This is a genomic window from Streptomyces endocoffeicus, assembly GCF_016741935.1.
GTDB classification, from domain to species: domain Bacteria; phylum Actinomycetota; class Actinomycetes; order Streptomycetales; family Streptomycetaceae; genus Streptomyces; species Streptomyces endocoffeicus.
Genome location: NZ_JAERRG010000024.1, coordinates 13,289 through 36,208 on the forward strand (window position 1 = coordinate 13,289; position 22,920 = coordinate 36,208).

The 22,920-nt window shown below is 69.5% G+C and carries 19 protein-coding genes and 1 pseudogene; 8 read left to right on the plus strand and 12 right to left on the minus strand.

Features of this window, described 5'->3' with window-relative positions; genetic code table 11:
* The first annotated feature begins 24 nt into the window (after window positions 1-24).
* From JK364_RS40130 to JK364_RS40140, 3 genes are read left to right on the plus strand one after another with little or no spacing between them, the layout of a single operon-like run.
* Entirely contained in the window at window positions 25-1,701 is a 1,677-nt protein-coding gene (locus JK364_RS40130) for an acyl-CoA dehydrogenase family protein (protein ID WP_201856359.1), read from the plus strand.
* Window positions 1,694-2,941, plus strand: a complete 1,248-nt coding sequence (locus JK364_RS40135) for a CaiB/BaiF CoA transferase family protein (RefSeq protein WP_201856360.1) — start codon at window positions 1,694-1,696, stop codon at window positions 2,939-2,941. Before JK364_RS40130 ends, JK364_RS40135 begins: the two co-directional genes overlap by 8 nt.
* A gap of 2 nt (window positions 2,942-2,943) precedes the next feature.
* Entirely contained in the window at window positions 2,944-4,125 is a 1,182-nt protein-coding gene (locus tag JK364_RS40140) for an acyl-CoA dehydrogenase family protein (RefSeq protein WP_201856361.1), read from the plus strand.
* Window positions 4,126-4,197: 72 nt separating this feature from the next.
* Here JK364_RS40140 and JK364_RS40145 read toward each other — a convergent pair whose 3' ends face one another.
* On the minus strand, window positions 4,198-5,418 hold the full coding sequence (locus JK364_RS40145) for a cytochrome P450 (protein ID WP_201856362.1): 1,221 nt from the start codon (window positions 5,416-5,418) through the stop codon (window positions 4,198-4,200).
* A gap of 259 nt (window positions 5,419-5,677) precedes the next feature.
* Between JK364_RS40145 and JK364_RS40150 the strand changes: the two genes are divergently transcribed.
* The gene (locus JK364_RS40150) at window positions 5,678-6,028 is read left to right on the plus strand and encodes a hypothetical protein (protein ID WP_201856363.1); all 351 of its coding nucleotides are present in this window, start codon (window positions 5,678-5,680) and stop codon (window positions 6,026-6,028) included.
* A 145-nt stretch (window positions 6,029-6,173) separates the two neighbouring features.
* On the opposite strand, the gene JK364_RS40155 is transcribed toward JK364_RS40150, so the two are convergent.
* The 9 genes and pseudogenes from JK364_RS40155 to JK364_RS40190 form a co-directional block, all read right to left on the minus strand.
* The gene (locus tag JK364_RS40155) at window positions 6,174-8,843 is read right to left on the minus strand and encodes a SpoIIE family protein phosphatase (RefSeq protein WP_307841522.1); all 2,670 of its coding nucleotides are present in this window, start codon (window positions 8,841-8,843) and stop codon (window positions 6,174-6,176) included.
* A 625-nt stretch (window positions 8,844-9,468) separates the two neighbouring features.
* A pseudogene (locus JK364_RS55930) lies at window positions 9,469-9,591 on the minus strand (extracellular catalytic domain type 1 short-chain-length polyhydroxyalkanoate depolymerase); the annotation flags it as partial.
* Between the two features lie 196 nt (window positions 9,592-9,787).
* Window positions 9,788-11,116 (minus strand): cytochrome P450, encoded by a 1,329-nt coding sequence (locus JK364_RS40160; protein WP_230993230.1) that lies wholly within the window; start codon window positions 11,114-11,116, stop codon window positions 9,788-9,790.
* Window positions 11,117-11,241: 125 nt separating this feature from the next.
* Window positions 11,242-11,796, minus strand: coding sequence for an NADPH-dependent FMN reductase (gene ssuE / locus JK364_RS40165; RefSeq protein WP_201856365.1), 555 nt, complete (start codon window positions 11,794-11,796; stop codon window positions 11,242-11,244).
* Window positions 11,797-11,824: 28 nt separating this feature from the next.
* A complete protein-coding gene (locus tag JK364_RS40170; protein ID WP_201856366.1) occupies window positions 11,825-12,286 on the minus strand; it encodes an OsmC family protein in 462 nt (153 codons plus the stop codon).
* A gap of 79 nt (window positions 12,287-12,365) precedes the next feature.
* On the minus strand, window positions 12,366-13,730 hold the full coding sequence (locus tag JK364_RS40175) for an LLM class flavin-dependent oxidoreductase (protein ID WP_201856367.1): 1,365 nt from the start codon (window positions 13,728-13,730) through the stop codon (window positions 12,366-12,368).
* Window positions 13,731-13,788: 58 nt separating this feature from the next.
* Window positions 13,789-14,913 carry an NrtA/SsuA/CpmA family ABC transporter substrate-binding protein gene (locus JK364_RS40180; protein ID WP_201856368.1) on the minus strand — a complete coding sequence of 375 codons (1,125 nt, stop codon included), beginning with the start codon at window positions 14,911-14,913 and terminating at the stop codon, window positions 13,789-13,791.
* A gap of 127 nt (window positions 14,914-15,040) precedes the next feature.
* Window positions 15,041-15,820, minus strand: a complete 780-nt coding sequence (locus JK364_RS40185) for an ABC transporter ATP-binding protein (RefSeq protein ID WP_201856369.1) — start codon at window positions 15,818-15,820, stop codon at window positions 15,041-15,043.
* On the minus strand, window positions 15,787-16,542 hold the full coding sequence (locus JK364_RS40190) for an ABC transporter permease subunit (RefSeq protein ID WP_201856370.1): 756 nt from the start codon (window positions 16,540-16,542) through the stop codon (window positions 15,787-15,789). Before JK364_RS40190 ends, JK364_RS40185 begins: the two co-directional genes overlap by 34 nt.
* Before the next feature lie 664 nt (window positions 16,543-17,206).
* Between JK364_RS40190 and JK364_RS40195 the strand changes: the two genes are divergently transcribed.
* Window positions 17,207-17,872: a GntR family transcriptional regulator gene (locus JK364_RS40195; protein ID WP_201856371.1), complete on the plus strand. Its 666-nt coding sequence runs from the start codon at window positions 17,207-17,209 to the stop codon at window positions 17,870-17,872.
* A gap of 67 nt (window positions 17,873-17,939) precedes the next feature.
* Here JK364_RS40195 and JK364_RS40200 read toward each other — a convergent pair whose 3' ends face one another.
* Together JK364_RS40200 and JK364_RS40205 are read right to left on the minus strand one after the other, a co-directional pair.
* The gene (locus JK364_RS40200) at window positions 17,940-18,611 is read right to left on the minus strand and encodes an HAD family hydrolase (protein ID WP_201856372.1); all 672 of its coding nucleotides are present in this window, start codon (window positions 18,609-18,611) and stop codon (window positions 17,940-17,942) included.
* Window positions 18,612-18,626: 15 nt separating this feature from the next.
* Window positions 18,627-19,511 carry a MurR/RpiR family transcriptional regulator gene (locus JK364_RS40205; protein ID WP_201856373.1) on the minus strand — a complete coding sequence of 295 codons (885 nt, stop codon included), beginning with the start codon at window positions 19,509-19,511 and terminating at the stop codon, window positions 18,627-18,629.
* Between the two features lie 383 nt (window positions 19,512-19,894).
* Between JK364_RS40205 and JK364_RS40210 the strand changes: the two genes are divergently transcribed.
* The 3 genes from JK364_RS40210 to JK364_RS40220 all read left to right on the plus strand — a co-directional run bounded on the left by JK364_RS40210 (window position 19,895) and on the right by JK364_RS40220 (window position 22,914).
* On the plus strand, window positions 19,895-21,025 hold the full coding sequence (locus JK364_RS40210) for an aminotransferase class I/II-fold pyridoxal phosphate-dependent enzyme (protein ID WP_201856374.1): 1,131 nt from the start codon (window positions 19,895-19,897) through the stop codon (window positions 21,023-21,025).
* 102 nt (window positions 21,026-21,127) lie between these two features.
* A complete protein-coding gene (locus tag JK364_RS40215; protein WP_201856375.1) occupies window positions 21,128-22,099 on the plus strand; it encodes an amino acid ABC transporter permease in 972 nt (323 codons plus the stop codon).
* A 59-nt stretch (window positions 22,100-22,158) separates the two neighbouring features.
* Window positions 22,159-22,914 carry an amino acid ABC transporter ATP-binding protein gene (locus tag JK364_RS40220; RefSeq protein WP_201856478.1) on the plus strand — a complete coding sequence of 252 codons (756 nt, stop codon included), beginning with the start codon at window positions 22,159-22,161 and terminating at the stop codon, window positions 22,912-22,914.
* Window positions 22,915-22,920: the final 6 nt, after the last annotated feature.

A 22,920-nucleotide genomic window follows, 5' to 3' on the forward strand; every position in this document is an offset into this window, starting at 1 on the left:
CCTCACCCAACAGGAGAACCGTCCGTGAACTACGCCGATCAGGACCCCGCCCTGCGCCCGCTGCTCGACCGGATCCTGTCCGCCGAGGACCGCGCCCGAGTGGAACCGCTGCTCACCGAACTCGGCGAGCTCGCCGCCGGTGAGCTCGACCGGCAGGCCGCGCTCGCCGATGCCAACCCGCCGGAGCTGCGCCAGTACGCCCCGGACGGTGAACGTGTCGACGAGATCGAGTACCACCCGGCGCACGACCGGGTGGCCTCGATCGCGTACGAGCGGTTCGGCCTCGCCGCGATGTCGCACCGCCCCGGCGTCCACGGCTGGCCCACCGCGATCCCGCACACGGTCAAGTACGCACTCTCCTATCTGTACGTCCAGTCGGAGTTCGGCATGGCATGCCCGCTGTCGATGACCGACTCCGCCGCCCGTGTCCTGCGTCTGTTCGACCCGGAGCGGTACGCCGACGAGATCGCCGCCCTGTCCTCCACCGACCGTGAACTCCGCGCCACCGGGGCGATGTTCATGACGGAGCAGCAGGGTGGTACGGACGTCGGCCTGACACGGACCCTCGCCACCGACCACGGCACCCACTGGAGGCTCACGGGCAAGAAGTGGTTCGCCTCCAATCCGGCCGCCGATGTGATCCTCACGCTCGCCCGTGTCCCGGGGCAGGGCGCGGGCACGCGCGGGCTCGGCATGTTCCTCGTGCCGCGGCTGCGCCCGGACGGCAGCCGCAACGCCATCCGTATCGACCGCCTGAAGGACAAGCTCGGCTCGAGGTCCATCGCGAGCGCCGAGGTCTCCCTCGAGGAGGCGTATGCGACCCCGGTCGGCGAACTCACCGGCGGATTCCGCCAGATGGCCGAGATGGTCAATGTCTCCCGCCTCTCCAACGCCATGCGCGCCACCGCTCTGATGCGCCGCGCCGTCCGCGAGTCCGTCGGCCACACCCGCGTCCGCGAAGTCTTCGGCAAGCCGCTGTTCGAGCAGCCCCTGATGCGCGCCACCCTGCTGCCGATGGTCGTCGACGCGGAGGCCGCACTCGGCCTCGTGCTCGAGGCGGCCGCCCGTCTGACCGAGGCCGACAACGGGTCCGCCGCCGCCCGGGACCTGATCCGCGTCCTCACCCCCCTGGCCAAGTACACCCTGTGCAAGCGTGCCCGCACCGTCACCGGCGAAGCGATGGAGATCCGCGGCGGCAACGGCTACATCGAGGACTGGGTCAACCCGCGCCTGCTGCGCGACGCCCACCTCGGCTCCATCTGGGAGGGGTCGTCGAACGTGATCGCGCTCGATGTGCTGCGCTGCATGCGCCGCCGGAGTGCCCACCACACCCTCGCCGACACCTACGGGACCGGCCGCCTCGCCGACCGCTGGAAGGCGCTGCGCGAGAAGGGGGACCGGCTCCTGGAGCTCCCCGGGGAGGAGGCGGAGATGAGGATCGGCCGGTACGCCGACGAACTCGCCCGCACCGTCATGGCCACACTCCTCTTCCAGCAGGCCGAGTACGAGGCCGAGGCGACCGGCAACGGCCGCACGTTCCTGGTCGCCCACGCCTGCCTGGCCCTGCTCAACGACCCGGACGCCCTCCCCCGCACCGCGCTGGACCACCTCGCCGAACTCGCCGACGGCGGCCGGGTGCCGCTCGCCCTGGTCCCCGCGCCCGGTGCCGGGTACGAGGCGATGGAGGCCGCCCGTGTCTGAGCAGCCCACGGCCGCTCCGCTCGCCGGGATCAAGGTCGTCGATCTGTCGAAGATCCTGGCCGGACCGTATGTGACGATGTCGCTCGCCGACCTCGGTGCCGACGTCATCAAGGTCGAACATCCCGATGGCGGCGATCCCACGCGCGGCTGGGGCCCGCCCTTCAACGGCCCCGACGCGACGTACTACTTGGCCGCCAACCGCGGCAAGCGCTCGGTGACGCTGGACCTGAAGTCGCCCCTGGGCCAGGAGGCCGTCCACCGGCTGCTGGCGACCGCTGACGTGGTCGTGGAGAACTTCCGCCCCGGCAGTTCCCTCGCACGCGCCTTCGACTACAAGGATCTGTCCGCCCGCTACCCGCGCCTGGTGCTGCTGCACATCTCGGCGTTCGGCGACCACGGACCGCTGCGCGACGAGCCCGGCTACGACATGATCGCGCAGGCCTCGGCCGGCCTGATGTCGCTCACGGGCGAGCCGGACGGCCCGCCCGTCAAGGCCGGATACGCGATGGGGGACCTGGCCGCCGCCCTCTTCGGCCTCATCGGGGTGACCTCCGCACTCGTCGAACGGGAGCGGACGGGACGCGGGCAGTACGTCACCACCTCGCTGTACGAGTCCCAGCTGGCCCTGCACATCAACTGGGCGACGGGCTACTTCGCGACCGGGGAGCGCCCCGGGCGCCTGGGCTCCGGCCACCCGAGCCTGGTCCCGTACCAGGCCTACCCGGCCGCCGACGGACACTTCGTGATCGCCGTCGGCAACGACGCGCTGTTCCGCCGGCTGTGTGCGGCGCTCCGCCAGCCGCAATGGGCGGACGACCCGCGGTTCGTCACCAACCGCGACCGGGTGGCGAACCGCGCCGCCCTCAACGCCAAGCTCCAGGCCGTCCTGGTCGACGACACCGTGGCCCACTGGTGTGCCCTGCTGGGACGCGAGGGCGTCCCGGTCACCCCCATCCGCCATCTCGACGAGGTCTACGACTGCCCACAGACCGAGGCGCTGGGCATGCTCCGCCACGTCGACCACCCCACCATCGGACCGCTGCGGCAGATCGCCTTCCCCGTCACCTTCCGCGGCGAGCGCCCACCGGTGCGCACCGCCCCGCCCACACTCGGCCAGCACAGCCGCGACGTACTCGCCGAACTCGGCTACGGCGAGGCCGAGATCACCCGTCTGCTCGACCACTCGACCCCGCACTCACACCAGCGCTCACACCCACGCTCACGCCAGCGAGGAGCCTGACCATGCCGTCCACCACCCTCGACCCGGTCGACCCGCTCGGCCTGGAATCCCTCCTCACCGACACGGAGCGGGCCGTCCGCGACACCGTCCGCCAATACCTGGCCGACAAGGTGGAACCGCACATCGCCGAATGGTTCGAACAAGGCGAGCTCCCCACCCTGGCCGACCTCGCCCGCGATTTCGGAGAGCTGGGTCTGCTCGGCATGCACCTCGACGGATACGGCTGCGCGGGCATGTCCGCCCTGGCGTACGGGGTGGCCTGCCGTGAGCTGGAGGCCTGCGACTCGGGCCTGCGTTCCTTCGTCTCCGTACAGGGCTCCCTGGCCATGTTCGCGATCCACCGCTTCGGCTCCGGGGAGCAGAAGGACCAGTGGCTGCCGCGGATGGCGGCGGGCGAGGCCATCGGATGCTTCGGCCTGACCGAACCCGACCACGGCTCGGACCCCTCGTCGATGCGCACGCGCGCCCGGCGCGATGGCGGCGACTGGATCCTCGACGGCCGCAAGACGTGGATCACCAATGGCTCGGTGGCGGCGGTCGCCGTCGTCTGGGCACGCACCGACGACGGCATCCGCGGCTTTGTCGTACCCACGGACACCCCCGGCTTCTCCGCGCCCGAGATCAAGGGCAAGATGTCGCTACGGGCCAGTGTCACCAGCGAACTCGTCCTGGACTCCGTCCGGTTGCCCGCATCCGCGACGCTGCCCCGGGCCCAGGGCGTCTCCGCCCCGCTGACCTGCCTGAACGAGGCGCGGTACGGCATCGTCTGGGGCGTCACCGGCGCGGCCCGCTCGGCCTGGCGGACAGCCGCCGACTACGCGGCCCAGCGCGAGCAGTTCGGCAGGCCACTGGCGGCCTTCCAGCTCACCCAGCAGAAGCTGGTCGACATGGCCCTGGAACTGCACAAGGCGACGATGACCGCGATGCGGCTGGCGGACCTGAAGGATTCCGCTGAAGGCGTCCACCCGGCGCAGATCAGCCTCGGCAAGCTGAACAACGTACGGGAAGCCCTCGAGATCTGCCGCACGGCCAGGACCATCCTCGGCGCCAACGGCATCTCCCTCGAATTTCCGGTCATCCGCCATATGAACAACCTGGAGTCCGTCCTCACCTACGAGGGCACTTCCGAGATGCACACCCTCGCGCTCGGCCAGGCGCTGACCGGGCACGCGGCCTTCCGCTGACCCGGACGGCTCCGGGAGCCGCCGTCCTGGAGCTCCCGTCGCCGGTCCGCGCCTAGGCCCACCGGTCCGCGTCTAGGCCCGCCGGTCGAACCGCACCCGCAGCGAGCCGGGGCCCCGGGTGAACACCCCTGCCTCGGTGGGGACCTCGCCATCGGCGAAGGCCATCGCCGGGAAGGCGTCCAGCAGGTGGTTGACGCCCACCTCGACCTCGGTCTTCGCCAGCAGCGCCCCCACGCAGAAGTGCCGCCCGAGCGCGAACGCCAGGTGGTCCGCGGCGGCCGAGAAGGCGCTGCCGGTCGTGAGGTCCTCGCGGAAGATGTTGAAGGTGTCGGGGTCGGCGTAGCGGCTCCCGTCACGGTTGGCCGCGCCGATCAGACAGGTGACGGTGGCACCCGCCGGAATCGTGCCACCGCTCACCGCCACGTCCTCGCGCGGCTGACGGAAGATCATGTGCACCGGAGGCGTGAAGCGCAGCGTCTCGGCGAAGGCCGCCGGGATGAGCGTACGGTCCTCGCGCACGGCCGCCAGTTGCTCCGGATGGGCCAGCAGATTGCGGAAGAGACCGGCGATGGCCTTGTCCGTCGTCTCCCCGCCCGCCGCGAGCAGCAGGCTGACGAACGCCTTGATGTCCTCGTCGCTCATCCGCGTGCCGTCTATCTCCGCGGTGCACAGGACGGAGAGCAGATCGTCACCCGGGTGGGTGCGCCGGTCCTGGATGATCGGGATCATGTATGCGGCGAGTTCGTCCCGGGTGCGCAGCCCCGCCGCCGCGATCTCGGGGTCCTGGCTCAGATTGCCCAGGAAGTCGATCATCGAGGTGTACCAGACGTGGAACCGGCCGTGGTCCGCCCGGTCCAGCCCGAGCATGTCGACGATCACGTTGATCGGAAAGCGGGTCGCGTACTGTCCCACCAGATCGGCCTCCGGCGCGTCCCGGAAGGCGTCGATGAGCTCCCGGGAGTTGCGCTCGATGACGGGCAGGAACTTCTCCCGTAAGTCCTTCCCCCGGAAGGCGGGCGCCACCAGCGCGCGGCGCACGGAGTGCTCACGCCCGTCCATCTGGAGAATGGTCCGGCCGTGCACGGGCTCGATCTGCCAGTCGTAGTTGTGGCTGGTGAACACCGGATCCTTGAAGGCCCGGGCGACGTCCTCGTAGCGGGAGATGATGTAGCCGTCGGTCGTGTGGTGGTGGATCAGCGGAAAGTCCTCGCGCATGGTCCGGTAGGCGGGGTACGGGTCCGCCGCGAACTCCGGGGAGAGGATGTCGGGCGCCATGGAGGGGGTGGTCGTCATGAGGGAGCACTTCCTGGGCGAGCGGCGGCGGTCACCGGCCGTACGCGCCCATGGCACATGGCACGGGGCATCACGGCAGGTCACGACGGCGGCCCCGCTCATGCCACATGATGGGACGTCAGGTCGTGGCCAAGGCTAGACGCAGCGGAACCGGCGGGTCCAGATCCACTCCGGCCACTCCCTGGGCGCGGTGCCGTTGCGTGCTGGCTCCGCGAGTATTCATCGTGATCATTTGCCGGAGAGGTCCTACACTGACCCGATGCCGCTTGTGGAAGTGACCTACGCTCCGGGTGTCGCTGAATCGGAGCTCCGCGAACTGGGTTCGGCGCTGCCGCACTTGGTGTCCAAGGCCGTGGAGTGCCCCGAAGAACCGTACGACGGGGCCCTGAAGCCGGGGGATGTCGAGATTCGCTTCCGGAGGCTGAGTCCCTTGGACCACAGCGGTTTGGACGTGGTGATCGAGGTGAAGTCCAAGTGGTTCGAGAGCAGGGCCTCCAACCGCCAGGAACGCGTGGATAAGCTTCACGAGGACGTCAGGACCACCACGGGACTCCGCGACTTCGGCATTTACTTGTCACTCCCGTCAGCCGCGTGGTCACAGGGAGACTGAAACGCTCATCCATCACCAGCAGCCGGTGCCGGTCGGCCAGCGGACGCTGTGCGCGGCGAGCGCATCGTGGTGCTCCAGGCCACCTGGTTCGGCTGACGGTCACCGCCGATCCGTGCCTCGTCCAAGCGGGGCTGCTGGGTGTCGTTCACTCTTCCCATTGATCCAAGAGGGCGTCGGTCAGCGCGGTGGTGGGGGCTGCGCCGTCGTCGTGGAGGGACTGTTCGGTCCAGATGATTTTGCCGCGGGCCGTGTAGCGGGTCCCCCAGCGCTGGGCGAACTGGGCAACCAGGAACAGGCCTCGCCCGCCCTCGTCGGTTGTGGCCGCCCGGCGCAAGTGCGGCGAAGTGCTGGAGCCGTCCGCGACCTCGCAGATGAGGGTGCGGTCGTGCAGCAGGCGCAGCCGGATGGGCTGTGTGCCGTATCGGATGGCGTTGGTGACCAGTTCGCTGGTGATCAGCTCAGTGGTGAAGCCCAGTTGTTCCAGGCCCCAGGTTTCCAGCTGGTGGGTGACCTCGGAGCGGATACGGGAGACCGCCGCGGGGTCGGAGGGAACGTCCCATTCGCGGACTTGAGCGGGGTCCAGGATCCGGGTGCGGGCGACGAGCAGGGCGACGTCGTCGGTGGGGCGCTCGGGCAGCAGGGCGTCAAATGCCGCCTGACAGGTCTGTTCCGGGGTTCGTTGGGTTTGGCCAAGGACGTCTCGCAGAAGCTCCAGGCCTGTGTCGAGGTCTCGATGGCGGTCCTCGATCAACCCGTCGGTGAACAGGGCCAGTCGACTGCCCTCCGGCAGGTGCAGGGTGGCGGTTTCGACCGGGAGACCGCCACCGAGGCCGAGGGGTGGTGAGACAGGGGTGTCGGGGAACGAGACGGCACCGTTGGGGTGGACCAGGGCGGGGCCCAGGTGACCGGCGCGGGCGATGGTGCACGTTCCGGAGACCGCGTCGTAGATCGCGTACAGACAGGTGGCTCCAGTGACCTCCTGCTCGACCTCTTCTTCGCTTTCGTCGGTGTCCATGTGGGCCACCAGCTCATCCAGGTAGCCCAGAAGTTCGTCAGCCGAGAGATCCAGGGCAGACAAGTTGTGGATTGCGGTGCGCAGCCGTCCCATGGTCGCCGCCGCGTGCAGACCGTGGCCGACCACATCGCCCACCACCAGTGCGATGCGCGCTCCCGGGAGGGGGATGATGTCGAACCAATCCCCGCCGACCCCAGCCTGCGCGGGCAGGTAGCGCCACGCCACCTCCAGGGCGTTCTGCTGTGGCAGCCCTCGCGGCAGCAAACTGCGCTGAAGCGTCACGGCCATCGCATGCTCCCGCGTGTACCGCCGCGCATTGTCGATGCAGACAGCAGCCCTCGTCGCCAGCTCCTCCGCGAACGAAAGATCGTCCTCCATGAACGCCGGTGAATCAGCCCCGCGCCAGAAGTCCACCATGCCCACAACCACTCCCCTGGCCTGCAACGGCACGGCGATCAGGGAATGCAGTCCGCCCTCCAGCATCCTTCGGGCCCGGTCGGGATCCTGCTCCCGCCACCCTCTGGTCCCCAGCAGGTCCGCCTCAACCAGCGCCCGCCCCGTCTCCAGCGCCCGGGCCTGTAGTGTTCCCGGCCGGAACGTGATCAACTCACCCTCCGGATACAGGGGCAACCCGTCGCGATGGCCGCTGATCGCCGTGCGCCGCATCTGCCCCCACGGCTCCCGGGCCGGTTCTTCCCCCTGTACCACCACGTCCAGAAGATCCACGGCGACGATGTCGGCGAACCGTGGCACCGCCACCTCTGTCAGTTCCTGTGCGGTGCGGACGACGTCCAGTGTGGTCCCGATCTTCACGCCGGAGTCATACAGCAGCCTCAGCCGCTCCCCCGCTTGTTCCGCCCGTCCCGACACCGCCGCAAGCTCCGTGGTGTCGCGCAACGTCACCACACTGCCCGCTTGTCCGCCGAAGGGGGCGGTCGGTCGCTTGTTCACCGCGAGCAGCCGGTCCCCCGCCAGATGCACCCCATCCGTGACCGGGTCAGCCGACGCCAGCAGCCGCACCGTCTTGCTGTCCAGACCTATGTCGTCCACATAGCGGCGCTCCGCGTCGGTCGGCAGATCGAACAGTCGCCGTGCTTCGTCGTTGACCAGCAGCAGCCGCCCGTCGGCTCCGATGATGAGCACGCCCTCCCGGACCGCGTGCAGCACCGCATCATGGTGCTCGTACATCCGTGTCATTTCCGTCGGCCCCAGCCCATGCGTCTGCCGCCGCAGCCGCCGGGAGACCAGCATCGTGCCGGCCGTCGACGCCGCGAGCGCGCCGGCGCCGGCACCGAAGACGATCGGCAGCTGCTGCTCGGCCAGTCTGGTCACGTTCTGGATCTTGACCCCCGCCGCGACCAGGCCGGCGACCGAGCCATTGTCGCGGAATACCGGGACAATGGCCTCGATGGCCGGGCCGCTGCCCCCGGGCAGCGGCGGCCCCCCGCGCGTTCGCTCAACGGTGACGCGACCCGCCAGCGAGGGCCCGATGATGCCCCCGAACCTCTTCCCGATCGCCTCCGGGAAGGGATGCGTATAACGGATCCCGTGCGTGTTCATGACGACGAGGAAGTCAACATCCGCCCGCTGCCGGGCGGCCTCCGCGCGTGGCTGTAGCACCGCCGTCGGATTCCGGCTGTCCAGCGCCGCGACTACGCCCGGCGAGTTCGCAAACGTCTCGGCGGCGGTCACCGACTGCTGCCGGGCCTCGCGCATGCTGTACTGCCGCGCGAACAGCACGAGGGCCAGTGCCCCGGCCGCGACCAGCAGCACCACGATGATGACCTGCGCAACGAACACCTGCCCGGCGGCGCTGCCCAGGTTCAGCAGGGAGCGGAGTCCCGAACCGGCACCTGGGTCCGATTCTGCTCGCAGTGGACCGGTGGCGAGACGGCGGAGCCAAGGCCGGTTACGACGGGAAAGCCCCTTCACAGTTCATTCATAACACCGCTTTGTGCCCTAAGGTGAATATTCGGGCGATCGGGATTCCGCAGGACAAATGTGGGATACGAGCGGGCCACGGCGGTGAGCGGGAGACTCCGCCAGCCAGCGGGCAGCTCCTGAGCAGCGTCGCGGGATCCGCGGCGGCCGCGCGCCGGACGGTATGGTCCGCCGTGACGCGCTTGTTCCACTCGGCGATGGCGTCACCGGGCCTGTCCGGCGCAACGGCTGCCCGGTGTCCCCTCCGCACCGGCCGCGGGCGCCGCCACGGCCGATACGACGAGGAGCGAACAGACAGGCGCCCGTGAGCGACAGTGCTCGAAGAGCGGCACGCCGTCCGGGCCGTCCGCGGGGTGGGGCGGCGGTGGCTGCGGCTGTCGGCGACGGTGCGGGAGCCGGTGGGGGCGACTCCCTCGGGATGGCGGCTCGGCACGCCTGTACAGGCTGGTTGCGGCGTCCGCCGTGGCGCGCGCCGCCCTAGCCGCCGGTCCGCGAGCTCGGGCAGCCCCGAGTTGTCGGCGTAGACCTGGGCGTTTTGTGTGCACCCGTGGAGGGCGACGACCACGGGCGCGTTCGCGGGCAGCGACGCCGGCTTGTACACATACATGTTCAACGCGCCCGGATTGGAGCCGAAGTCGATCACCTTCGTGTTCTGTCGTTATGACCACCGCCCCCGACCTAGCCCTGCCGCCCGGCAGCGAGGTGCCGGGCGGCAGGGCAAGGTCGGGGGCCGGACCGGAGCGCCGGCGGTGGTTGGGCTCGGTGAACGGGCGCCGTTGCACCGTCGTGGGATGAGGGCGGGGTCAGCGGGCCGTCTCGCTCACCGCCGGCGTCGAGGTGAAGTGCACGGGCAGTGTCGTCATGCCCCGCGCCCAAGGGGAGGGACGGCGGGTGAGTTCTTCGGCCGGGATGGCGAGGTCGATGTCGGGCAGCCGGTCGAGAAGCACCTCGATGGCCGTGCGGGCGATGGTCTCGGCGATCTCCTGCGCCGCGACCGGGCAGCGGTGCTCGCCGTGCCCGAACGAGAGGAACGCGTTGTTGCCGCCGGTCAGCCTCGTGCCGTCGGGGCGTATCTGCGGATCCTTGTTGGCGGCGGCGAGGCCGAGGCACACCATGTCGCCCGCCTTGATCCGGCGGTTGCCGAGGATGGTGTCGCGGGACGCCCACCGGCCGACGCCGTTCTGGGCGGGGGTGTCCTCCCAGAGCACCTCGTTCATGGCCTCCGAGACACTCTTGCGCCCGCCGGCCAGGGACATGACGAACCGTTCGTCCGTGAACATCAGCCGCAGCGAGTTGCCGATCCAGTCCGCGGTCAGGGTGTGGCCCGCGATGACCAGCACGATCAGGTCGTGGAGGATCTCCTCGTCCGTGAAGCCGTGGGTGTTTCCGACCAGTTGGGCGGCGACATCCCAGGGGCCGTTCCCCGACTTCCGCTCGGCCATCAGGGCCGCCGTGGCCTCGGCGAGGTGGACCTGGGCCGCCTGGGCCAGGTCGCCGCCGTCGGCCAGGTCGATGGCCGCCGCGGCCAGTCCGGGCCCCTGCTCGTCGGGGAAGCCGTAGATCTTCGCCAGGACACGCACCGGGAAGGGCATCGCGTACTGGGCGATGACGTCCGCGCTGCCCTCGCCGCAGAAGCCGTCGATCAGTTCGTCGGCCAGTCGCTCGGCGTGCTGCCGGATCTCGAAGGGGTCGACCGACTCCAGCGCGTCGCTGATCATCCCGGCCCGTACGCGGTGCCGCTCACCGGTCGTGTACAGGATGGACGGCTGGCCACGGCCGATCAACGGGGCCAGCGGCCACTCCGCGGGGACACGGTGCCACTGGTTCCAGAGTTCGGAGTCGCGGGTGAAGAGCACGGAGTCGGCAGTGACCTGGTGCAGTTCACGGTAGCCGAGAACCAGCCACGCCGGGATGCCGCCCTCGAGCACGATGGGGGCGACCGCACCATGTTCGCGCCGCAACTCCTGGTAGAGACGGTTGGGTTCGTTAGAGAAGCGGGGGCCGCTCAGGGGCACGGCGAGAGGGCTGACATGGTCCCCGCCGTGTGGGGGCTCGCCGCTTCGATGTGCGGGACACCCGGGTGGCGGGGCGAGCGCTTCGGAGCTCTGAGCTGTGGGGTCGGTCGGCGTCATCGCCGTGGTACCTCCGAGGTCGGGTAAGAAGGTCCCCGCGGATACCGGTCCCCGGATCACCCTGGTCGTCGCAGTCGAGCATGGTCGGCACGGCACCATAACGCACACCATGACCTGTGCGGGCGTCATGCCGTAGAGGCCAGGATGTTCGCGGGGCCGGGCAACGCGGTTGAGAAAGCGTCGGTGACCCGGTCCAGCGCGTCGGCCGCCGCCGGATCGATATCGGCGCGCTCGTCGCCGACGGCGATGTCCCTGTCCAGAGTGAACCGCCCCTGCACGATGTGCGCGGCCCCCATGGAGCTCAGGACGGGGCGCAACGCATAGTCGATCGCCAGGACGTGGGCGGTGCTGCCGCCCGTGGCGAGGGGCAGCACGGTCTTGCCGGCGAGTGCGTACTGCGGGAGGAGATCGAGCAGGGCCTTCAGCAGACCGCTGTAGGCAGCCTTGTAGACGGGAGTGCCGATCACGACCCCGTCCGCGTGCTCGAACCGGGCCGCCGCCTCGACGATCGCCGGGTGGTGGAAGTCGGCGCCGAGAAGCGCGTCGGCCGGCAGCGTCCGGACGTCCAAGGTGGCCACCTCGTGGCCGTGGCGCGTGAGTCGACTCGTCACGTGGCGCAGCAGATGAGCCGTGCGTGAGACGGCGGACGGGCTTCCCGAGACGGACAGGATGGCAGCCATGAAGGACTCTCCAGGTTGGCGCGCGCGGTCACACCGCCGGTGCTCGTCCCGTGGGAACGGAGGAGGCGGGGGCAGGCGCTTCGGTGCGGACGGCGATCTGGACGTTCCCGCCCCGCCGCAGCGTGTTGTAGATGGGACAGCTGTCGGTGAAGAGCCCGGTCAAGGCCTCGGCCTCCTCCTGGGTGACTCCGCTCAGCCGCAGTTCGAGGCGGATGCGGGCATACCGGGTGGGGTCCTCGGGATCGCGTTCGTAGCTGACCTGAGCCTGCCCGCCGGTCAGACCCGATGCCCGTTCCCGCGCGTGGAGTTGGATGTTGCTCAGGGAGCAGGACGCGAGCGATGCCAGCAACAGCTCCCCCGCCTGGACTGCCTCTCCCGGCCCGGTTCGCGCGTCAGAGACGAAGTGGTTGCCGCGTGCGGCCACCAGGAACCGGCCCGGGGTGTCCGTGGTTCGGCCGCTGATGCTTGTGGTCTGGCCTGCGGTCGTCATCGTCCGTGGTCTTCCTTGTGGTCGTCGAGGAGAGGCAGGGCGGGGGCGACTCGGGGATCGCGCCCGCACCGGTCGCGGGTCATAGGCCGTGCCGGCGGCTGCGCCACGCTCCGGCCGCGGGTCGCTCCAGGCCCAGGTTGTCGCGCAGCGTCCGGCCCTCGTACTCGGTCCGGAACACGTCCCGCCGCTGGAGTTCCGGCACCACCTGACGAACGAAGTCCTCGAAGGCGCCCGGCGTGTGGACGGCGCCCAGGGTGAAACCGTCGCAGGCGCCTTCGGTGAACCATCGCTCCATGCCGTCGGCGACCTCGGCGGCGGTGCCGACGAAAGTGCCCTCGACGCGGCCGCCATAGCGCTTGCCCAGTTCCCGCAGCGTCAGGCCCTCGCGCCGAGTCATCTCCACGACCTCCTTGTAGTGGCCCTGGACACCGGGAACATCCACATCGGGCAGCGGCTCGTCGAGCGGGAGACCCGAGAGGTCGACGTCCAAGTGGTAGGACAGAGTCGACAGCCCCGCCAGCGGCGGTACCAGGTCGGCCAGTTCATCCGCGGACCGCTGTGCCGCCTCGGTGGTGGGGCCGATGACGGGGGTCGCCATCGGCAGGATCTTGACGTCCTCGGGGCGACGGCCATGGCGCTCGGCGCGGCCCTTGATGTCCTGGTAGAACTCACGGGCCGACTCGAGCGAGGCGTGGCTGCAGAAGATGACGTCCGACCAGCGGGCCGCGAAGTCACGCCCCTTGGGCGAGGCGCCGGCCTGGATGATCACCGGATAGCCCTGCGGCGGACGCGCCACGTTGAGCGGGCCCCGGACACTGAACCACTCCCCCTCATGGTCGATGTGGCGCACACGCTCGGGTTCGGCGAACAGCGGGGTGTCCGGGTCGAGGACGAGAGCGTCGTCCTCCCAGCTGTCCCAGAGCTTGCAGGCCACTTCGAGGAACTCATCGGCCCGCTCGTAGCGCTTGTCCCGGTCGATGTGACGATCGTTGCCGAAGTTGCGCGCTTCGGAGTCCTGGAAGGAAGTGACCACGTTCCAAGCGGCCCGGCCGTCGCTGATGTGATCGGTCGTGGCGAACGAACGTGCCACCGGGAAGGGTTCCAGATAACTGGTGGAGACGGTGGCGGCCAGGCCGATGTGGTCGGTGACGGCCGCGATCGACGCCAGGATGGGGGTGGGGTCGAGGCGCAGGGACCCGAGCGATCCGTACCGGAGCTGGCTGTCCATGCTGTTGCCGAGGCGGTCCGGTACGGACAGGATGTCCGCGAAGAACATCAGGTCGAACTTGCCCTCTTCGAGCACCCTGCCGATGTGTTGGTAATGGGATGCGGACAGCCAGTTCCGGTCGGCGCCCGGGTGGCGCCAGCCGCCGGGCCGACCGGGACCCGCGGTCACGAAGGCGGCCAGATGCATGTGGTTCGTATGGTTCCGGGAGCTGTTCATCGGGGTCTTTCTGCCTGAGAGTTACGCGGCCGTGGACTGTCCGGGATCGGTGCCGAGGTCACTTCCGCAGTTCGGCGGCGACCGTCTTCCTGATGGAATCGAAGCGGGTGTCCCGCAGGAACCCGGCCACATCGATCTTGGACGGGTAGACGCCCAGGGCGTGGAAGTTGTCGGCGAGGTCCTGGGTGCTCTCGATCGCCTTGCCGTCGACCGGCGCGAGGGCATCGGCGTTCGAGTCGGACAGGAGCTTCTCGCGGGTCAGCTCCAGGTAGACGTCGCGCTCCATATCCGTCGAGCCGAAGCCGCCGATGCGGTCGAAGAACTCGACGCTCTTGTCGGGCGACCGGTTGATGCTCCGCTGCGCGTCACGGACGGCGCGCACGGTCTTCGCCACCGCTTCGGGATAGTCCTTCACCAACGACTCACTGGCCACGTAGAAGCTGTAGTCGTACGTCTTGACTCCGGGCAGGCCGCGCGCCTTGTGCCGGGCCTTGGCCAGGCCGATCGCGGGCTGCCAGCTGATCCAGGCGTCGACCTTGCCGTTGGCGAACGCGGACTCCGCGTCGGCGGCTGGCAGGTTGACGTAGTCGATATCGTCCAGCCGCAATCCGGCGGTCTCCAGGTACTTGATGAGGCTGTAGGTGCCGGTCGTGCCCTTCTGGTCGGCGATCCGCTTGCCCTTGAGGTCCGCGGCGCCGCGGATGGCCGAGCCGCGCGGCACGAGGATCTCGACCTCTGTGCCGGGCAGCGGGTAGGCGGCGAGCGGCACGATCGGGACGTCACCGCCGACCGCGTAGGCGACGGCGGTGGCGGTGGCGAAGGAGAAGTCGACGCTTCCGGCCTTGAAGGCCTCCATGACGGGCAGGGAGGCGGTGAACCCCGACGGCCAGGAGACGGTCGTGCCGCCGAGAGTCCTGCCGAGGTTCACGCCGTTCATCTTGTGGCGGAGGGCCGCGGGTATGCCGGTCTTGCCGCTTCCGATAACCGCGAAGCGGAGCTTTTGGGGCACTCCGTCCGCGAGCGGCTTGATCCCCGGTGCGGCTGTCTTGTCCGCACCGCAGGCCGCGAGGGCGGGGGTGAGGGCGGCGATGCCGCCAAGGGCGAGGAGTCCACGGCGTGAGAGCCCGTCGGCGGGAGTCGCGGGGGTGGCGGAGCGGGAGGTGATAAGGCGGAGTCTGGGCATGGTGAGGTCCTTGGCATTCCGCGGGGACGCGGATAAGGGGGTACGGGGGTGAGCCGGGGACGGTCGGTCCGCAGCCGGTGTCCGGGCTGAAACCGGTGTCCCGGCTGAAACCGGTGTCCGGGCTGATTCAGGCGGCTTCGGTGCCGGCGGACGCGGGTTCGAGCAGGTCCTGGAGGATCTCCTCCTTCCAGGCCACGAGGCGCGGGTGCCCGCGCCGCTCCCCGCGGGGAAGGCCGACCCTCAGGTCTCGTCCGACCGAGCCGGCCGCCAGGACCAGTACGCGGTCGGAGAGCACCAGCGCTTCCTCCACGTCATGGGTGACGAGCAGGACGGTGCGCGGCTGGTCCAGCCAGAGCCGTTCGACGAGTTGCTGCATTCTGATCCGCGTGATGGCGTCCAGGGCACCGAACGGCTCGTCCAGAAGCAGGAGTTCGGGGTGGTGCAGCAAGGCACGGGCGAGGGCGACTCGCTGCTTCTGTCCTCCGGACAGTTCGGTCGGCCAGGCACTTCCCCGGCCGTCCAGGCCCACGGCCCGCAGCAGTGAACGCGCCTCGTGCCTGCGGCCGTTGACGCCCAGCCGGACGTTGTCCTCGACGCTGCGCCAGGGCAACAGGCGGTCCTCCTGGAACATCATGCGGGCCGTGGCGGGCCCCGGTCCGCTTCCGTGGAGGGTGACACTGCCTGTGCTCGGCTGCTCGAGGCCGGCGATGATCCGCAGCAGTGTGCTCTTGCCCACGCCGCTGGGGCCGAGGAAGGAGACGAAGGAGCCGGGCTCGATCTCCAGGTCGAGGTTCCGCAGAATCCACCGATCGCCGTACTGCCGGCCCACTGAGTCAAGCGAAAGCCCGGCGCCCTTGGAAGCGTGCGGACGGGTCACGGGGACGGGCGGCGGTAGCTGGGATGCCATCGCAGGATCCTTCGTTCGATGAGCCGGGTGAGGAGGTCGGCGAGCAGGCCGGCGCAGGCATACAAGACGATGGCGAGCACGATCTGATCGGTGCGGAGCATCTGGCGCGCGTCCTGGGCGAGGTAGCCGATTCCGTCACTGGCCGAGATGGTCTCGGCGATCACGAGCGTGATCCAGGCGACGCCCAGGGAGTAGCGGATGCCGGCCAGAATGGTGGGCATCGCGCCGGGAACCGCGATCTCCCGCACCAGGGCCCATCGCCCCAGTCCGTAGGAGCGGCCGAGCTGGAGCAGTTTGGGGTCCACTCCGCGGATACCGGTGACGGTGTTCAGGTAGATGGGAAAGAACGTGCCCAGCGCCACGAGAAGGATCTTGGGCTCCTCGCCGATGCCGAACCAGGCGATCATCAGGGGCACCAGGGCCAGGTGCGGGATGGTGCGGACCATCTGCAGTGAGCGGTCCAGAAGTATGTCCGCGACTTTGGACATGCCCACCAGAAACCCGAGCATGAGGCCGGTGACCGCGCCGAGCCCGAACCCCTGCGCGATGCGGCGCAGACTGGCGAGGATGTGCCGCTGGAGTTCGCCGGTGGCGGCGAGATCGGAACCTGCCCGTACCACCACCTCGGGGGCGGGCAGTACGGAGGGCGGGAGGACGCCGATCCGAGCGGTGACCTGCCAGACCACGAGAGCCAGCAGCGGTACCGCCCAGGGGCCGACCACACGGCCGACGGCGGGTAGCCGGCTGACGATCCGGCGCGGGACAGGGGATCGGGACGAGGGTGGCACCGGCCCGCGCCCCGCTTCCGATCCGGTGCTCCCCACCGGCGCGGAAGGGGGCTGACCCCCTTCTTTTGTGAGCAGTTGCCGCTCGGGCATGGATCTCCCTTTCAGGAGTGATCGCCTCGGTCCTCACCCGCACAGGAGTCGACGCAGGAGCCGAACCGAGGGTGAGGCCATGGGAGGGTTCCCGCGCGCGGCGGGTGATGTGAAGGACACACTGCCCGGGCTGAGCCAAGGGCCGAGTCAAGGGCGGCGTGCCTGGGAAACGCTCACGTGCGAGAGCCGGGCTCGCCCGGACGTGAAGCTACGAAGTGATCAAGATCAGCGACAGCGCGCGCTGGAGCTGCGCATGAGGTCGATGTGCCGACGGCACGTCAACTCGGTCCGCCACGGGAAGGCGATCACGACGGCCAGGCGGGCGGGACCCCGCCGTGACTGGGCATCGCGATGCATCTGGAACTCCCCTGGACTTGGAGGACGGCCGTCTGGCGTGCGCTCCGAGCCTCGCGGAGCACTTGCGGGGATCATAACCACAGCTGCATCTATGTGCAAACATCTGTATACACTTGTATCGAGTGGTGGACGAGACGACAAGGAAGAGGACGTGACCGCTTCACAGGACGATGGACGCACCATCAGCCACTACGCCCGCATCCGGCAGAGCATCGTCAATGGGCAGGCGGGACCGGGGACCGTTCTGATCCCATCGGCTCTGAGCGCCGAGTACAACGTGTCACGCACCCCGGTGCGGGAGGCCCTGATCAGGCTTGAGCAGGACGGGCTGGTCGAGCAGGCGACTCGCGGCTACGTGGTCCGTACCCGTACCCCGGAGGAGATCCTGCAGATCTGCGAGGCGCGCATCGCGCTCGAGTCGACGATCGCCCAAGCCGCCGCCATGCGACGGACGGAACTCGACCTCGCCCGTCTCGTCCACGTCCACGAGAGCACGGCGGACACCACCGATCCCGCCGAACTGCGGGACCGCAACAGCGAATGGCACGTGGTGCTGCGCGAGGCCGGGCACAACCCCACCATCTCCGAGCTGATGGACCGTCTGGACGCCCAGTTGAAGACGTACGACGCACACACCTCTTCGGCCACCGACCTGCCCGAAAACCTCGAGCAGATCCTCACGGAGCACGCGGGGATCCTGGACGCGGTACGACACCGCGACGCGTCCGCCGCGCGCGACCGCATGATCGCGCACCAGAGCCGCACCCGTGACCTGCGCCTCGGCGCGCTGGCCCGGTCGGCGCGGGGCACGTCGTAGTGCCGGCCTTCCGCGATCCGCTCCAGTCGGGTAGCCGGGTCACGGCAACATGACCCGGCTGCCCGACTCAGTCGAAGTGCACGAGCACTTCTCCCAGGTTGTCGGCGATAGCGGTGTGCGGTGCGGCCTCGAGCCGCTCCCTCCCGTGTGCTCCGCCGAGGACTCCGATGACGTGTCCGGCTCCGGAGCGGGTACCGGCGAGCAGGTCGTTGGCCGTGTCGCCGGCGACGAGGACGCGCTGCACCGCGTCGATCCCGAGGCTGATGACCGCGGTGAGGATCAGGTCGGGGTAGGGGCGGCCGCGGAGTGTTCCGGACTGGGCCACGGTGAGGTCGACGAGGTCGCGCCAGCCGAGGGTGTCGAGGAGCGCGTCCTGGACCGCGGCGTCGAAGCCGGTCATGAGGCAGGTCTTGACTCCGCGTTGTCGCAGGGCGACGAGGACTTCCTCGGCGCCGTCCCTGGCGGGCAGCTCACCGGCAAGCACTGCCTTGAGCATGAGGTCCACGAAGTTCTGGTGGGCTTCCGCGGCCTTGTGCGGATCGGGCGCCAAGTGGTCGAACATGTCGTTCTTCGCCATGCCGCGCAAGGGCTGGAGCGTTTCCGGGGTGATCGCGTCGAGACCGGCGAGCGACAGGGCTTCGTCCACGGCCCGTTCGACGATGCCGTTGTCCGCGATGGTGGTGCCGGCCATGTCGAGGACGGCCAGGTCGATCACTGGGGAGTGGTCGTGGTGGGGCACTGGAGTGTGTTCCTTCTACAGGGAGTGTTCGATCGTGGTGTCGGCCATCACGTCGAGCGCTTTGGTCGATGCTTGGGGGCGGCGGACCGCGATGCCGACGAAGAGAGCGTCGACGACCCCCAGATGGGCGAGGCGGCTGGCCATCGCTTCGAGGCGGAAGCCGTATTCAGGTCCTCCCGCGATCAGCGCGGCGTCCACGACGCGGGTCAGGGGCGAGTTGGTGAAGCTGGTGATGGCGACGGTGAAGGCGCCTGCCGCCCGCGCCGCCTCCGCGGCCCGCAGTGACTCGCGGCTGGCACCGGTGTGGCTGACGACGAGGCATACACAGGACTCGTCGAGGTGGCGTGCGGCCAGGTGCTGGGCCATGACATCGGTGGGGAACATCGTGACGAGGCCGAGCGCGGAGAGCCGGTAGGCGGCGTCGTGGGCCGGCGCCGCGGAGGTGCCGTTGCCGATGACGAGGACGCGGCCGGCCGCGGCGATGCGGTCGATGGTGAGTGACAGCGACTCGGGGTCGACGGTCCGTGCCGCGTCGACCAGGGCCCTGCCGCTGCGGCGCAGGACGCGGTCGAGGATGTCACCGGCAGGCGTCTGGCCGTCTATCCCCTCTTCATGGGCGAGTTCCTGCTCCTCCTCGCCTTGCTGGGCGAGGTCGCGTGTGATGGCGAGCTTGACGTCCTGGTAGCCCCGGTACCCGATGCGCTGGCAGGCACGGACCGCCGAGGACTGTGCGACGCCGGCCCTTTGGGCGAGCTCGGTCACCGAGCCGCGCACCACCGCTTCGGGGTCGCTGAGGATCAGCTCGATGAACCGCTTGTCCGTCGTGCCCAGGCCGGGCAGCGCGGCTTGGGCACGAGTGACGAATTCACCGCTCACCAGGGACGACTTGGCCGCAACCACGGAACCTCACTTCGCTCGCCATGCACGGATCGACTGTCGATGCCGGATGGAGGCTAGCACGGGATGGATTATCCATCCTGGCTTCCAAGCTATATCTGGATAGTTCATCCTTCGGTAACCCCGGCTTGGTTCGCGCGCCACCCCCGACTCCGAGCCTGACACCACCGACGCAGGTCGGCAGGTGTTCGAACGCCCCTGCGCCGAGCGGCCGCACGGGACGGCGGCACCGACCCGAAGTGACCCCGAGAACACGGAGAGTCACTAAGGCTTTCAGATGGCCTGTCGGGCCCATCGACATCGGCGCGGCACCAAGACCCCGCACCAGGGCCTTGCGTCCGCCGCCTCCGGGCGGCCGATCAACTCCGGAAACGAGGAACAACCCCGTGATCACCCTGTCGCCGACCGCCGCCTTGCGCCAACGCGCCGCGAGACTGCGCCGTGACGGCGTCCAAGTCTTCGACTTCTCGGCAGGCGAACTCGACCTGCCGACCCCCGCCCACATCGTCACCGCGGCCATCGAGGCCGCGCGCAGGCCGGAGAACCACCACTACGGGCCGACCGGCGGCGAGACCCGTCTGCGTCGGGCGATCGCCGACCGGCTCACCCCAAGGGCCGGGATCCCCCTCGACGACTCCAACGTACTGGTCACCCATGGTGCGAAACAGGCGTTGTTCAACACGTTCATGGCGCTGCTCGAACCCGGGGACGAAGTCCTGGTACCAGCGCCGTACTGGGTGACCTTCCCGTCCTCGGTCCGGCTGGCGGGCGGCAGTCCGGTGATCGTCCAGCCGTCCGCCGGTGAACTGAAGATCACCCCGGACCACCTGGAGACGGCTCGGACCCCGTCCACCCGGGCGATGGTGCTGTGTTCACCGAACAACCCGACGGGACTGGTCTACGACGCGTCGGAGCTGCGCGCGCTCCTGACGTGGGCGGCGAGGCACAACATCTGGATCGTCTCGGACGAGACCTATGTCGACCTCGGCTTCCGGCCCGTCCCCGCACCGGGCCAGGTCGAGCCCGGGGTGAGCGACCGACTCATCACGGTCGGCAGTGTGTCCAAGTCCTACGCGATGACGGGCTGGCGGGTGGGCTGGATGTCGGGCCCGAAGCAGGTCATCGACGCGGCCGCCGCCGTCCAGTCCCACACCACCTCGAACGTCAGCCGCATCGCGCAGGCGGCCGCTCTGGCCGCCCTCACCGGTCCGGACGTGACGGCCGAATTCCGGGCGATCCTCGGCGACCGGCTGAAGGCGTGCCAGGCCGTGCTGGAACCTCTCGGGCTTTTCCGGACGCCTCCCGACGGCGCGTTCTACGTCTTCCCCGACGTCCGCGGGTTCGCCCCCGACGACGTCACCGTGGCGGACCGCCTCCTGGACTCCGGCGTCATCACGGTGCCCGGTGCCTCTTTCGGGGCTCCCGGGCATCTGCGGCTGAGTTTCGCCATCGCGGAGGAACACCTGCGCAGCGGACTGTCGACCATGGCCGGCCTCCTCGACGGCTGGGCCGCTTGATGTCCTCGCCCGACCGGCAGGCGATGCGCACCGTGTTCCACCGCTTGCTCCGCCCGTCCGGCCCGAACTCACCGCTGAAACCGCTGAATCGGAGACGTCATCATGACCGCTGCCACTGACGGCAGAGCGGCGCTCGCACCACCGGGCAGCGGTGCCGAGCAGTCCAGACCCCCCAAGATCGTCCCCGTCCGGCACCCCGGCCGATGGGTGGCCGTGGCCATCGTCCTCGTCCTGGTGGCGCAGTTGGTGCACGCCCTGGTCACCAACCCCGGCCTGGAGTGGGCGACCTTCCGGCAGTACTTCTTCGACCACAGCGTTCTGCACGGCGTATGGCTGACCGTCGAGCTCACCTTCTACGCCGCGCTGGCGGGCTTCGCGGGCGGGATGGTGCTGGCCTTCATGCGGCTCTCCGCCAACCCCCTGTTGCGGGTGATCGCCTACGGCTATGTCTGGGTCGTGCGCTCCGTGCCGCTGCTGGTGCAGGTGCTCTTCTGGTTCAACATCTCCTATCTGTACTCGCGTCTGAGCATCGGGGTGCCGTTCGGGCCGGAGTTCTTCTCCTTCAGCACCACCAATCTGGTCAGCTCGGTGAGTGCGGCCGTCATCGCGCTCTCGGTCAACGAGGCCGCCTTCGCCTCGGAGATCGTCCGTGCGGGGGTGCTGTCCGTCAGCCACGGTCAGCTGGAGGCCGCCGCCGCGCTGGGGATCCCCCGGCGCCGTCAGCTGATGCGCATCGTGCTGCCGCAAGCCATGCGGACCATCGCGCCCAACGCGGCCAACCAGCTGATCTCGCTGTTCAAGAACACCTCGATCGTCTCCGTGATGGCGATCATGGAGCTCTTCTACACCGTCCAGGTCATCTACGGGCGCACCTCCCGCATCGTGCCCATGCTGCTCGTCGCGACCGCCTGGTACGTCCTGCTGACCACCCTCCTGACGATCTTCCAGTACTACGTCGAGCGCCGCTTCGCCAAGGGCACGACGCGGGCGCTGCCGCCGACCCCTGTCGAGCGGGTGCGCCTCGCCGTCCGCAACCTCCGCGCGGCTGCCGCGGATGAAGGGACCCCGCGGTGACCACGACATCGCCTAACGCCGGCCGCCGTCGCCACGAGGCCGCGGCCGATCCCGCCCGGGTGGTCGTCGACATACGCGGCGTCCACAAGAACTACGGCCTGGTCGAGGTGCTCAAGGGCGTCGATCTCCAGGTCCGCGTCGGCGAGGTGACCGTTGTGCTGGGCCCGTCCGGATCCGGCAAGTCCACCCTGCTGCGCTGCATCAACCACCTGGAGAAGGTCAAGCGCGGCACCGTCACCATCGACGGCGAACTGATCGGCTACCGGCGGGCCGGCGACCGGCTGCACGAGCTGCGCGAGCGCGAGGTGCTGCGTCAGCGCACCCACATCGGCTTCGTCTTCCAGAATTTCAACCTCTTCCCGCATCTCACGGTGGAGGACAACCTGGTCGAGGCGCCCGTCTCCGCCCTGGGGGTGCCGCGTGCCCGGGCCCAGGAACGCGCCGAGCGGCTGCTGGAGCGCGTCGGTCTGCGCGACAAGGCGACCGCCTACCCCGGACAGCTGTCCGGCGGCCAGCAGCAGCGCATCGCCATCGCTCGCGCGCTCGCCCTGGAACCCAAGGTGCTGCTCTTCGACGAGCCCACCTCCGCCCTCGACCCTGAGCTGGTCGGCGAGGTGCTGGATGTGATCAAGGATCTGGCACGCGCCGGCACCACCATGATCGTCGTCACCCATGAGATCGGCTTCGCCCGTGAGGTCGCCGACACCGTGGTCTTCATGGACGACGGCCGGATCGTCGAGCAGGGGACACCGGCCGACGTGCTCGACTCCCCCCGGCACGAGCGCACCCGCACCTTCCTCTCGAAGGTCCTCTGACCCCGC

Excerpts from the sequence above, each read along its gene's own strand:
- JK364_RS40140 (WP_201856361.1), top strand. The coding sequence starts at position 2,944 with ATGCCGTCCACCACCCTCGACCCGGTCGACCCGCTCGGCCTGGAATCC.
- JK364_RS40145 (WP_201856362.1), bottom strand. The coding sequence starts at position 5,418 with ATGACGACCACCCCCTCCATGGCGCCCGACATCCTCTCCCCGGAGTTC.
- JK364_RS40150 (WP_201856363.1), top strand. The coding sequence starts at position 5,678 with ATGCCGCTTGTGGAAGTGACCTACGCTCCGGGTGTCGCTGAATCGGAG.
- JK364_RS40160 (WP_230993230.1), bottom strand. The coding sequence starts at position 11,116 with ATGACGCCGACCGACCCCACAGCTCAGAGCTCCGAAGCGCTCGCCCCG.
- ssuE (WP_201856365.1), bottom strand. The coding sequence starts at position 11,796 with ATGGCTGCCATCCTGTCCGTCTCGGGAAGCCCGTCCGCCGTCTCACGC.
- JK364_RS40170 (WP_201856366.1), bottom strand. The coding sequence starts at position 12,286 with ATGACGACCGCAGGCCAGACCACAAGCATCAGCGGCCGAACCACGGAC.
- JK364_RS40175 (WP_201856367.1), bottom strand. The coding sequence starts at position 13,730 with ATGAACAGCTCCCGGAACCATACGAACCACATGCATCTGGCCGCCTTC.
- JK364_RS40180 (WP_201856368.1), bottom strand. The coding sequence starts at position 14,913 with ATGCCCAGACTCCGCCTTATCACCTCCCGCTCCGCCACCCCCGCGACT.
- JK364_RS40185 (WP_201856369.1), bottom strand. The coding sequence starts at position 15,820 with ATGGCATCCCAGCTACCGCCGCCCGTCCCCGTGACCCGTCCGCACGCT.
- JK364_RS40215 (WP_201856375.1), top strand. The coding sequence starts at position 21,128 with ATGACCGCTGCCACTGACGGCAGAGCGGCGCTCGCACCACCGGGCAGC.